At 45.6% G+C, this 12,588-nt stretch carries 10 protein-coding genes and 1 pseudogene; 9 read left to right on the top strand and 2 right to left on the bottom strand.

Annotated elements, in window-relative coordinates; all coding sequences use genetic code 11:
• Positions 1 to 47: 47 nt before the first annotated feature.
• Positions 48 to 920 (bottom strand): UTP--glucose-1-phosphate uridylyltransferase GalU, encoded by an 873-nt coding sequence (gene galU, locus P4S59_RS13905; protein WP_005397418.1) that lies wholly within the window; start codon positions 918 to 920, stop codon positions 48 to 50.
• A gap of 158 nt (positions 921 to 1,078) precedes the next feature.
• The gene (locus P4S59_RS13900; RefSeq protein ID WP_005397417.1) at positions 1,079 to 1,723 is read right to left on the bottom strand and encodes a LuxR C-terminal-related transcriptional regulator; all 645 of its coding nucleotides are present in this window, start codon (positions 1,721 to 1,723) and stop codon (positions 1,079 to 1,081) included.
• A gap of 277 nt (positions 1,724 to 2,000) precedes the next feature.
• On the opposite strand from P4S59_RS13900, the gene P4S59_RS13895 reads away from it, so the two are divergent.
• From P4S59_RS13895 to P4S59_RS13855, 9 genes and pseudogenes are all read left to right on the top strand, one after another.
• On the top strand, positions 2,001 to 2,537 hold the full coding sequence (locus tag P4S59_RS13895) for a single-stranded DNA-binding protein (protein WP_012841367.1): 537 nt from the start codon (positions 2,001 to 2,003) through the stop codon (positions 2,535 to 2,537).
• 242 nt (positions 2,538 to 2,779) lie between these two features.
• Positions 2,780 to 4,788, top strand: a pseudogene (gene csrD / locus P4S59_RS13890) (RNase E specificity factor CsrD).
• Positions 4,789 to 4,799: 11 nt separating this feature from the next.
• On the top strand, positions 4,800 to 6,245 hold the full coding sequence (locus tag P4S59_RS13885) for an MSHA biogenesis protein MshI (RefSeq protein WP_337168552.1): 1,446 nt from the start codon (positions 4,800 to 4,802) through the stop codon (positions 6,243 to 6,245).
• The gene (gspM, locus tag P4S59_RS13880; protein ID WP_104974757.1) at positions 6,242 to 6,892 is read left to right on the top strand and encodes a type II secretion system protein GspM; all 651 of its coding nucleotides are present in this window, start codon (positions 6,242 to 6,244) and stop codon (positions 6,890 to 6,892) included. The genes P4S59_RS13885 and gspM overlap by 4 nt, the downstream gene beginning before the upstream one ends.
• Positions 6,885 to 7,217, top strand: coding sequence for a hypothetical protein (locus tag P4S59_RS13875; RefSeq protein WP_046873588.1), 333 nt, complete (start codon positions 6,885 to 6,887; stop codon positions 7,215 to 7,217). Before gspM ends, P4S59_RS13875 begins: the two co-directional genes overlap by 8 nt.
• A 20-nt stretch (positions 7,218 to 7,237) precedes the next feature.
• A complete protein-coding gene (gene mshL, locus P4S59_RS13870; protein ID WP_337168551.1) occupies positions 7,238 to 8,881 on the top strand; it encodes a pilus (MSHA type) biogenesis protein MshL in 1,644 nt (547 codons plus the stop codon).
• 44 nt (positions 8,882 to 8,925) lie between these two features.
• On the top strand, positions 8,926 to 9,771 hold the full coding sequence (locus tag P4S59_RS13865; RefSeq protein WP_046873590.1) for an ExeA family protein: 846 nt from the start codon (positions 8,926 to 8,928) through the stop codon (positions 9,769 to 9,771).
• The gene (locus tag P4S59_RS13860) at positions 9,768 to 10,862 is read left to right on the top strand and encodes a tetratricopeptide repeat protein (RefSeq protein ID WP_005397402.1); all 1,095 of its coding nucleotides are present in this window, start codon (positions 9,768 to 9,770) and stop codon (positions 10,860 to 10,862) included. The genes P4S59_RS13865 and P4S59_RS13860 overlap by 4 nt, the downstream gene beginning before the upstream one ends.
• Entirely contained in the window at positions 10,859 to 12,583 is a 1,725-nt protein-coding gene (locus P4S59_RS13855) for a GspE/PulE family protein (RefSeq protein WP_005397401.1), read from the top strand. The genes P4S59_RS13860 and P4S59_RS13855 overlap by 4 nt, the downstream gene beginning before the upstream one ends.
• Positions 12,584 to 12,588 lie beyond the last annotated feature (5 nt).

Here is a 12,588-nt window from a genome sequence, read left to right as displayed (position 1 = left end):
CATAATGCTGGGCTTTATAAACAATAATTTCGTACTACGACGATGCTTTATACCGCTTTTTGTGTTGCGTGTTTACCTAACTCAGAGGCTTTTTCATCTTTTAGATAAAGGTTTTCAAAACAGTAGTTGGTTGCTTCGATGTAACCTTCAACACTACCACAGTCAAAGCGTTTGCCTTTGAATTTATAAGCCAAGACACAGCCCGCTTTTGCTTGTTTAAGTAGCGCGTCAGTGATTTGAATTTCACCACCTTTACCTGGCTCTGTGTTTTCAATCAGTTCAAAAATATCGGGAGTCAGGATGTAACGACCAATGATCGCAAGGTTGCTTGGTGCCGTGCCTTTCTCAGGTTTTTCTACCATGTCGTCTACGCGGTAGATGTCATCTTTGATCATTTCACCAGAGATAACGCCGTATTTGTGAGTCTCATCTTCTGGGACTTCTTGTACGGCAACGATAGAACAACGGAACTGTTTAAATAGCGCCACCATTTGAGCTAGCACGCCTTCTTCTTCGTTGACACAAAGGTCATCAGCAAGAACGACGGCAAATGGTTCGTCACCCACCAGTTCACGCCCGGTCAGAATCGCGTGGCCTAAGCCTTTCATCTCGCGTTGACGGATGTAAGTGAAGTTTGCAGATTCAATGATTTCACGGATATCTACCAATAGCTCTTCTTTATTGGTACCGCTAATCTGGTGTTCCAGTTCGTAGTTCTTATCAAAGTGGTCCATGATAGAGTGTTTGCCACGACCCGTCACAATACACATGCCGTTCATACCAGCTTGAATTGCTTCTTCAACGCCGTATTCAATAAGCGGTTTATTCACGACTGGCATCATCTCTTTTGGCATAGATTTCGTTGCCGGTAAGAAGCGAGTGCCATAGCCTGCAGCAGGGAACAGACATTTTTTAATCATTGGGGGAATATCCTATCTCGTTATTATCAAGAATCTGCGCATAACTTTAACACGAGAGTCGTCAATGAATCATGAATAAAGTAGGAAAAAGTGTGAGACTCAGTGCGGAAAAAAGATGAGCGACTCGTCATTTCAGTCATTAGAGTCGCAGCATCGCATCATGACATTAAGTTTTGATCTGCCCACGCGATAGCCTGAACGCGATTCTTCACTGATAGCTTTTTGAATATCTGATACAAGTGCGATTTGATGGTGAATTCACTGACAAATAATTCCTCGGCCATTTGGCTGTTCGATGCGCCAGCTTGCAAGCAACGCAGTACTTGCAGCTCGCGAATGGTTAGGTCTACCGTGGCTGGGGCAGTATGAGTATTAATGACGTTACGGTAATAGTGTAAAAGTTGACTGGTTACATTACGCGGCAGCCAGTTTTGACCGTTAACAATGCCTTTTAATCCTTCTCCAATTTGCTCTAGCGTATCTTCGGAATAGAACAGCCCCTTTAATTGACCAAATGAAAGCAGCTCATCTGTGGTCAGCCTTTTAGGAACATTGAACACAACGGTTTCAAAGTTCTTCCATACCAGCGGTAAGTTTTTGATCGATTGAACGAGTGATTTATGTTCACTGAAGTCGATCAGTAGGATTTTGTTACGATGCTGTGGCTTAGCTTCCATGAGTGCTTCGGTTGAAATCACCGGGATGCTCATATCAATGTACTTTTCGAGTGCCGCCACCTTTTTTTGCGCATTATCTTCCATACTGATCAGAAATAGCTTTCTTGCGTAAGCCGACTTTCTCACGTGTTCAAATCTCCCAGCGTTCAATAAAGGCCATAAGTTGGCATTAAAGAGAGGTTATAACCATAGTCTTACTGAATAAATGCGTTCGAATTCAAAGCTTCACGAAACGATGTCTGCAACGCGAATCAAAAGTGCTACATGCGTAAGTTGAAATGCGATTTGGGTTCTAGTAAGTGACTCATTAGATCACAATGGTATTAGACTTTAATCAAAACATTAAAGCGTGCTATTCTAATGCGCTAAAATTTTATATATCCAGAGTGAAACGGAGCACATCATGGCCAGCCGTGGAATTAACAAAGTTATTTTGGTGGGGAATCTAGGTAACGACCCTGAAATTCGTTACATGCCGAACGGCGGTGCAGTAGCAAACATTACTATTGCGACTTCTGATTCATGGCGTGATAAAGCGACTGGCGAACAGCGCGAAAAAACGGAATGGCACCGTGTTGTGTTGTTCGGCAAGCTTGCGGAAGTAGCAGGTGAGTACTTGCGTAAAGGTTCTCAAGTATACATTGAAGGCCAACTGCAAACTCGTAAATGGCAAGACCAAAGCGGTCAAGATCGCTACTCAACTGAAGTCGTTGTTCAAGGCTTCAACGGCGTGATGCAAATGCTTGGCGGTCGTGGTCAAGGTGGCGGCGCACCAATGGGCGGTCAACAGCAGCAGCAAGGTGGATGGGGTCAGCCTCAACAACCAGCTCAGCAGCAGTACAATGCGCCTCAGCAACAGCAACAACAGCAGGCTCCGCAGCAACCACAGCAGCAGTACAATGAGCCACCAATGGATTTTGACGACGATATCCCGTTCTAAATTCTGCTTATGTTTGAATCGAAAAGGCCGCGAATATCGCGGTCTTTTTTATTGTCACTATCTAATGATCTCAAAGGCTTATCTCAGCAAGGTTAGGCGTAACAATAAAACTTATCAATGAGTGTGATGTTCTTTATGCTCCAGCCTCTCACTATCAGACGAATCCGATTGTTTGATGAACTCTTATCAAGTATAAATATTTCAATAAGGTATATGATGAATAAAAAAGGAATTTGGTATTCATGAGGTATACCCCAACTCTTAAGTTAAGCACACGGCTGGTGGCTTTTGTCACCATGATCGTCATCTGCGCCATGTTTATCTTGTTTGTCGGTGGCACCCTCTCTTTTAAACGTCTTGGGCAGGAATATCTCACCCATTATTTAGAAGGGATCGTAGAGGTGGTCGACAAGGAGATGGAAGATCCTGACGCTGCTTATTCTATGCAGCGCTGGATGCCGAAAATGCTGCAGGCTTCCAATATTGTCGAAATGACATTGTCGACCAACAATGCGGTTGTTTATCGCTTCAAAGATACTTCTCATCAAATGGAAGCGTCAGTCTTGTTTGAGACAGAATACCAACTGACTCACAATCAAGATTACACGATTCATTTTAAAGCGATCCCGCCTTACTTAGGTTACAGCTACTCAATGCAGGCGCTTTGGTCGATCACGCTTGCCGTTATCTTGATCATCTTCTGTTTAATGCGCGGCGTTGCGTGGCTTAAGGAGCAATTAGAAGGCTCTGAAATGCTCGAAGAGCGAGGCAGGATGATCCTTGCTGGTCGGGTAGAGCAGTATGCAAAAGGTGACAAAAAAGAATGGCCTTATACTGCCAGTGAAGCGCTCGATGTATTAATTGAAGAGTTACAAGATGCGCGTCAAGAGCGAAGCCGATTTGATACCTTTATTCGAACTCAAACCTTCCTTGATAAGTTAACAGGTACCGCCAATCGAGTGCTGTTTGATAGCAAACTGGAATCGGCGTTACTAGAAAGTGGGCTCGCGGCGCCGTGTTGCTAGTACGTATTCAAGACTGGAAACTGGTTGAAGAAGAGCAAGATAAGCAAATTACGGATGAGTTTATTGTTGAAGTTGGGAGTTTATTATCCAACTTAGTTCAGCGATACCCTGATGTTGTGTTTTCTCGTTATTACGATGCTGATTTTGCGTTATTTCTGCCGCATCAAAGTGCCAAAGATGTGGCTAATTTGGCATCACAATGCATTCGCCAGTTAGAAAAATTAATTCCGCCAGAGCCACTCGACCCAGACAACTGGTGCCATATAGGCATCACTACTTATAAAGAGGGTGAGCGACACAGCCAAATCATCGATGAGGCAGAGACAGCTTTGCGTAGTGCACAACTACAAAATAACAATAATTGGAGTCGCTTCAAAAAATGGAACCACGATGAAGAAGCTCGCGGAAGTGTGAGGTGGAGAACGTTATTTGACACAGCACTTACACCAGAAAATGTGATACTCTACGCACAATCTGTGCACCCAATAAGTGACGCGACGCATAAAAAATCATTATATGAAGAGTTAACATGCCGGATTCGCGATCCTGAGAATGGTATTGTTAAAGCGTCTCGGTTTATTTCTGCGATCAGACAGGTTGGTTATGAAGCGCAAATGGATAAGTCAGTTATTAATAAGTTCTTAAGAGAATTTAAGGATAATTTTGATAACTCGAGAGAGTATGCGCTCAATTTGAATGTAACGCCTTTTTCTAACCGAGAGTACTTTAAATGGTTTCGTGATGAACTCTTACAGTTGTCACGTGAACAGAGAAAGTGTCTCAGTTTTGAGTTTGTTGAAGCACAATTTGTAAGACACTTAGACTTTATGCGACCAGTCGCTAAAATGCTGGCCGGTTTAGGGTGCCACTTAATGGTTGGGCAGGCTGGACGAACCATCGTCAGCACTCACTATTTAAAAGAAGTGGATATTCGTTACCTTAAACTTCATCGCAGTTTAGTAGCAAAAATCGACCAGCGACATGAGAACCAGCTATTTGTCCGCAGCATGCTAGGTGCTGCGGCAAACAGTAAAACTAAAATCATAGCAGTGGGAATTGAGAATCAAAACGAGCTCAACACGTTAATTGAGCTCGGGGTTTATGGTGGGCAAGGGCGTTACTTCTCTGCAGAGCAGCAGTTTCTTCCTCGTCCACAAGCATTGCCAAGTTCTCAATCAGAATCCCAAGTGAAATTGGGAAGACGAAATCGCTGGCGTAAAAAATAAAGATAATAATCATGGACTTCAAAGCACTACTCGACAAGCTCAAACGATCATCTGGTGGTGGTCGTTCCTGCTTTTTGGTTATTCAGCCAGACGCCGTTTATTTATCATCTTCAATAAAAAGTGGCCGCCCATACCAATTTGATATTTCTGAATCCAATTGGGAGAAAGCCGTAGAGCAAGCATTGAGCGTTGCTGCGAGTGCGTATGATTCTCTAACGGTTGTCCTTTCTCATAACTATTATCAGATGTATCAAATCGACAAACCTGTCATGCCGCGCCAAGAATGGCCTGCAGCATTACCGTTTTTGTTGAAAGAACTGATCTCTGAGCGTGCCATTGACATCATTGCCGATGCGGTCGAGTTACCCAATTCAACCAAAGTGCAAGCTTACGTCTTATCACGAAAAATGTTGGATAAGATCGTGTTACTGGCCAGTCGCGCCCAGTTGCCATTAGAAGCTATTCTTCCTGAAGACGACATTTGGGGAGAGACCGCAGGTGAACTAGGTAACTTCCTATTATTACAACGCAGTGTGCGTGGTCACTTCCGTATTAGCGCTTTTGTCGAAAATACTATCGCGTTCCATCGTTCGATTCGCAGTGTGACGCCACCGTTAACGGGGGTTCCGTCTAGCGAGTTACAGATGGATAGCCTCTCGTTAGAACTGCAACGTTCGATTGATTATCTTTCTTCTCAGTTGCGCCATGTGCAGCTGCATCAATTGAAAGTGTGTTGTGATGAGGAGGATGAGAGTGAGCTTGTTCAGTCTCTGAACTACCGTTTAAGCACTAAAGTTTCTCCGTTATTACCACCAGAACATGAGTTATCAGGACACGTTTTAGCAGATGCTGCTGCGGCTTCTAATACTCGACGCGTTAACTTATACCCTGATTACTTAAAGCCGAAAAAAGAGCTCCTGACACTAAGAAATATCGCGTTATCTTGGGGTGTCGCGGCTGCGGCCATTCTACTCTCTTACGGCTATGTGACTTGGCAGAGCAGTGGTTTAGAAGATGAAATTGCTATTGTAAAAAGCAAAGGCGATATCATGAAGTCAGAGCTTGAACGCTATCAAGTCAAGCTACGTAAGCATCAGCCCGACAATAATAAGCTGGCAGCTAAAGCCCGCTTAGAGCGTGAAGTCAAGGCGAAGCGAGACTCGATTAAAGCCGTCGGGAAATACGATGACTCGCAGCGTACGGGTTACTCTGGCGTGATGCAATCATTAGCTAAGCTAGGAAACCAAGAAATTTCTTTGTCCGAAATTCGAATCAATAACCATACCTTAGATCTGAAGGGACTGGCGAAAAAGCCGAGCTCAGTACCAAGTTGGGTTAACCAATTTAAAAATGAAATTAGCTTGGTTGGCCGGACATTTGACGACGTCAAAATTGGCCGAAATGATAAGGATATTGTGACGTTTGAGCTAAAAACGCGCGAGGATAAAGAGAAATGAACGAATTCTGGCTCTCATTAGAAGAGCGCTTTGGCGAAATGAGCGCGCGTGAAAAAGTGCTTATCGCGCTGTGTGGTTTAGTTGTCGTGATCATGTTGCTTTTTACGCTGGTACTGGAACCAAAGCTTAACGAGATCATCAGTAATGAGAGGCAACTAAGCAATTTAAAGCAAGCCAATCAAAAGATTGAAATCGACACGCTACGTATTCAAGCGCAGCTGAAGAAAGATCCAAACGCTGAGATTGATCGCGCGATATCTAACCTGCTAACAGAAAGTCAGCACCTTTCGATGCAGCTAGCGGAGATCATCGAACACCTTATTACACCTTCGCAAATGGCTGAGCTGCTGGAAAATGTATTAGAGCAGCAAAGTGGCATTCACCTTTTGTCTTTGCAAACTTTGCCATCTGAGCCAATTACGGAAGATAAAGAAGCATCGCAATACTCTGGTTACTACGTACACCCTGTACGTATGGAGCTGACTGGCGACTACTTTTCTATTGCCAATTACCTAAATAAGTTGGAGAGCCTTCCTGCCAGTTATTATTGGCGCAGCTTTAGTTACAAAGTCGAAGAGTACCCGAAAGCGAAGCTTGTGTTGGAAGTCTACACACTAGGATCTCGAGAGGAGTTTATTGGTGGTTAAAAAACTCATCATCTCATTACTTGTCATGGCTGCGGCAGGAACCGCTTGGGCGAACCAAGATCCAACGGCACCACTTGGCTGGGAAAAGCCTGCGGTTGAAACGTCAGCGAAACCAAAAGCAAAACAGTACCGACTGCCTACGCTCAACAGTATTGTGTGTAAGCCAAGTACTGCTTGTGTCGCGATTATGGATAACAAGCTTGTTGAAAAAGGCGAGCTATTTAAGGGTTATCGCGTCGCGAGCATTAATAGTGAATTTGTAACTTTAAAGCGTGGTAACCGTCAGTGGGACCTAGAGCTTTTTGGTTTAAACGTAAAAAAATAATAACCAGAGCCTGATCAGATATGCGCAAATTAGTTGTAGGAATAACGATTGCTTCTTTAATGGGATGTTCAATGGGTCACCGTGACCCAGTGGAAGTCAAAGAAGCGCTCAATGAATCTATCAATCAAGCGAACAGCCGCACGTTAGAAGAAATTCCTTCTTCTGTCGAAGCGGACCTGATGCCTAACTTAGACTCGAATGTTGCTTCAGAGCAAGGCACCTCGAAGCGTTTCCGTATTCAAGCGAATGCGGTCGATGCACGAAGCTTTTTTGCCTCTCTAGTCAAAGGCACTGAGTACAGCGTGGCGATTCATCCAGCGGTACAAGGTAATATCACCGTCAACTTGTCAGATGTTACGTTGGATGAAGTCCTGAGCGTTGTACAGAACATGTATGGCTATGATGTGGTGAAGTCTGGCAAAGTTATTCAAATCTACCCTGCTGGTATGCGTACGGTAACCATTCCTGTTGATTACCTCCAGTTCAAACGCTCTGGTCGATCATTGACGAGCATTGTCACGGGCTCAGTGACCTCGGCTGGTACGTCTAATTCTGGCGGTAGCTCAGACAGTTCTGACTCATCAGACTCTGACAATGGAAGTAACAGCGGCGATAGCTCGACGACTTCTACGGGCGGTACGCGCATCGAAACCATCACCGAAAGTGACTTCTGGCCGATGCTGCAGCAAGCCGTTGCGAATCTAATTGGTTCAGGCAAAGGACAAAGCGTTGTCGTAACACCACAAGCAGGAGTGATTACGGTTCGAGCGTTTCCAGATGATATTCGAGAAGTCCGTGAGTTCTTAGGTGTATCGCAGGAGCGCATGCAGCGTCAGGTCATTCTTGAAGCTAAAATTCTAGAAGTGACGTTGAATGATGGCTACCAACAAGGCATCAACTGGTCGAACTTATCGGCGTCAATTGGTAACACGGGTAGTGTCGTAGTGAACCGTCCAGCGTCGGCATTACCACCGTTGGATGCGATTGGCACGCTATTGGGCGGCCAAACCAACGTGACTATCTCTGATGGCAACTTCAATGCTGTGTTGAGTTTTATGTCTACGCAAGGTGACTTGAACGTTCTTTCGAGCCCTCGTATTACCGCAGCCAACAACCAAAAGTCAGTCATCAAAGTGGGTACCGATGAGTACTTTGTTACCGAGCTATCGAGCAATGCAGGCAACGGTGAAAACTCAAATGCCGTTCCAGAAGTGGAATTAACACCATTCTTCTCAGGTATCTCTCTCGATGTGACTCCGCAAATTGATAACAAAGGCAATGTGTTCCTGCATGTTCACCCTGCGGTTATTGAAGTCTCGGAAGAAGTGAAGAAATTGAACTTGGGCGGTGAGTTCCAAAACATCCAATTGCCACTGGCAAAAAGCTCTATTCGTGAATCAGACTCGGTTATTCGTGCTAAAGATGGCGATGTTGTGGTTATCGGCGGTTTGATGAAACAGCAAAATCGTGAGCTTGTTTCTAAAGTCCCATTCTTGGGCGATGTGCCCGCATTGGGGCATTTGTTCCGCAACGTAAATAACGTGACTGAGAAAACAGAATTGGTCATCTTGCTAAAACCGACCGTAGTTGGTGTGAACTCTTGGCAGAAAGAGCTAGAGCGCTCTCGTGATCTGCTGCAAGAGTGGTTCCCAGATGCGCAATAAGCGCGGGGAAAGCTTCCGTTTTTCAATGAGTTTGTGATTCGAGTATGTACTTGTCACATTTTGGATTTCGAGTTCAGCCTTTTTCGTTAACCCCAAACACAGAAATGTTCTTGGGGTTAGTCCCTCACTATGAGGCGATCCAAACCATTTTAGCCGCTGTGCAAATGGGAGAAGGAGTGATTAAGGTGACGGGAGAAGTTGGCACCGGAAAAACCATGGTGTGTCGTAAGTTAATTGAGCAGATTGAATCTGAAGTCGAGCTGATTTACTTACCCAATCCAGTTTTGAATGGAGAGCAGTTGCAGTTTGCTGTCGCCAGAGAGTTAGGCATCGAGAACGATGACCCGCTACGTATTGTTTCTCTCATTCAAGAACACCTGATTCAAGTGCATTCTGCGGGAAAGAAAACCGTCTTGATCGTCGATGAAGCGCAAGCTCTTTCTCCACAAGCTTTAGAAACATTGCGTCTGTTCGGTAACCTAGAAACGGAACAAGATAAACTCATTCAACTGGTATTATTCGGACAACCTGAGTTGGATGAGCGGTTAGCCAGCCACGAGCTAAGGCAGTTTCGTCAACGTATTACGTTTAGTTGTCAGCTGCGTCCTCTTTCTATCGATGAAGGCGTGGCTTACATCAATAATCGTTTAGACAAGGCAGGCAATGGAGCGCACATTTTTTCTATTGAGCAGAAAAAAGCGATTTGGCGTTCATCCATGGGGATTCCACGTTTGATCAACCAAATTAGCCACAAGTCGTTGCTTGCGGCATTTAATGATCGTTGCACACTATTAAAAAATCATCACGTTTACGCAGCTATGCACGATACGTTTGATGCCCGTAAACCTAAGTTTAAAACACCCGTATTTTGGGGATGGAGTCAACCTTGAGTGCCATCAATAAAGCATTATCAGAACTCGCTGAAAAAACATCACCGTCAGAGCTTACTCGTGCGGACATTCCCAACGTTTCACGCAGTAAACCTTGGCTTTGGCTCGTTGCTGGTTTCTCGTTAAGCCTTGCGGTGGGCGGCTGGGCGGTCTCTCGCGGTCCTATCCCTTCAGGCGAGCTTTCATCTGCTCAAACAGAAACCATGCCATTGTCGTCAGTGAATGCTTCGTCAATCACATCATCAGAGAGTACTCATTCGCCAACGAGTAAAATGACGCCCGAGACAGCCCATGTGGTTTACACGAAGCCAGTGACACAACCGGCTGCGCAACAGCTTCATATGCCTGAGACTGATAGGTTCACGCCAAGAGCGGAGGTAAATGCGGTCTCTGAAGATGCAGTGCTACTCGCGCAAGTGGCAACGATGCCAAGCGATGAGCAATCTAATCACGTAACCCGCACGACAGCAGAAAACAGTTCAATGCGTATTGAGCAGGTTGAGCTGACGCACCGCCAGTTATCTCTTAAAGCGGTTAGCCGAGCGGAAAAAGCACTGGATGCTAACGATATGCAAACGGCGTTGTCGGCTTATGCTGAGGCGTTACGTTATGAGCCAATGAATGCAGACACGCGTCAAAAATTATCGGCGTTGTACTTTGGCAAAGGCGACACGCGTAAAGCGTATGAGATTATCCAAGAAGGGATCAACCTTGACACGAACAACCAAGTACTTCGTTTGGCCTTGTCTAAGTTGTTAGTGAAAGCTAATCAACCTGAAGCGGCGCTGAGTCCGCTTGTGCATTTGCCTCCAATACCAAGTCGAGATTACTTGGCGATGCGTGCGGCATTGGCACAAAAACACAAGCAGAATGATATTGCGCTTGAGAGTTATCAACTCCTTACTCAACGTGAGCCGGAAAATGCGCGCTGGTGGCTAGGTTTAGCGATTCAACAAGAGCGCGCGCTGACGTTTACCGCCGCGATCAACTCTTACAACCAAGCTCTGGGTAAAGTTGGCATTTCGAATCAATCGCAAGCGTTTATTCGTGACCGTTTGAGCATCTTGAAACAGCTGGAGAATGCACAATGAAAATTCAGTTGAGAAAACGCTTAGGCGATCTTCTGGTTGAAGAAGGCATCGTCTCTGAAGAACAAATCCAGCAAGCACTAAACGCACAACGTAGTACCGGGCAGAAGCTAGGCGATGCGTTAATTGATCTCGGCTTTATTACTGAGAAGCAAATGTTGGACTTCTTGTCCCAACAACTTGGTTTGCCATTGATCGATCTTGGTCGTGCCCCTGTGGATGCGGAAGCGGTACAGATTCTACCTGAGGTACACGCACGTCGCTTACGTGCGATGGTCGTTGCTCGAAATGGGGACACGTTGCGCGTTGCTATGAGTGACCCTGCAGATTTGTTCATCCAAGAGTCACTGATGAATTTGCTAGGTGAATACAACCTTGAGTTCATTGTGGCTTCAGAGCGCCAACTCATTTCAAGCTTTGACCGCTATTATCGCCGCACTAAAGAGATCGCTTCTTTCGCGGAACAGTTGCATGAAGAGCATAAAGACGAGCAAAGCTTCGATTACGGTATTGATGGAACCGACAGTGAGGAAGTTACCGTTGTAAAGCTGGTTAATTCCATGTTTGAAGATGCGGTACAAGTCGGGGCATCGGATATTCATATTGAGCCAGACGATCAGATTTTGCGCTTACGTCAGCGTATTGATGGTGTACTTCATGAAACCATCCTGAATGAAGTGAATATCGCATCGGCTTTGGTTCTTCGATTGAAGTTGATGGCGCACTTAGACATCTCTGAGAAGCGCTTGCCACAAGATGGCCGATTCAATATCAAAGTGCGTGGTCAATCAATCGATATTCGTATGTCGACGCTACCAACGCAATACGGGGAGTCCGTGGTAATGCGTCTGCTTAACCAGTCTGCTGGTTTGCGTCCATTAGAAGAGTCAGGTTTGCCGCCAGATTTGCTTGCTCGTTTACGTCGACAGTTGGCTCGTCCGCACGGCATGATCTTGGTGACGGGGCCGACAGGTTCAGGTAAAACCACCACGCTTTACGGCGCATTAAGTGAGCTCAACGAACCTGGGAAAAAGATCATTACAGCAGAGGACCCGGTTGAATATCGCCTGCCTCGTATCACTCAGGTACAGGTAAACAGTAAGATCGATCTGACTTTCTCGCGTGTGCTTCGAACCTTCTTGCGTCAAGACCCAGACATCATTCTTGTTGGTGAGATGCGTGACCAAGAGACGGTAGAAATTGGTCTGCGAGCTGCACTAACGGGTCACTTAGTATTGAGCACTCTTCACACTAACGACGCGGTTGACAGTGCCTTACGCATGATCGATATGGGCGCACCGGGTTACTTGGTTGCCAGTGCGGTCAGAGCAGTGGTGGCGCAGCGTCTTGTTCGCCGTGTTTGTCCAGATTGCAAAACAGAAGACCATCTAGACGAGTCACGCCAACAGTGGTTAGCTGGGCGTTTTCCAAACCAAGTGGGCACCACTTTTTATAAAGGTGCAGGCTGTCAAAACTGTAACTTGACTGGCTATCGAGGCCGAATTGGTGTGTTTGAAATGCTTGAACTGGAGCAAGAAATGATGGATAAATTGCGCGCCAATGATGCGGTTGGCTTTGCCCAAGCCGCGCGTCGCTCAGAAAACTATAAGCCACTGCTTGCTTCTGCAATGGAACTGGCGCTACAAGGCACCGTCAGTTTGGATGAAGTGATGACCCTAGGTGAGGGTGACGCTTCTGGTAAGACTGATCCCATTTTCATATAGGTAAG

Origin of the sequence: Vibrio sp. M60_M70, from assembly GCF_037162085.1 — a bacterium.
GTDB lineage: Bacteria > Pseudomonadota > Gammaproteobacteria > Enterobacterales > Vibrionaceae > Vibrio > Vibrio diabolicus.
Note: the sequence above shows the minus strand (reverse complement) of the source record. Positions and strands in the feature narration are given on the sequence as shown.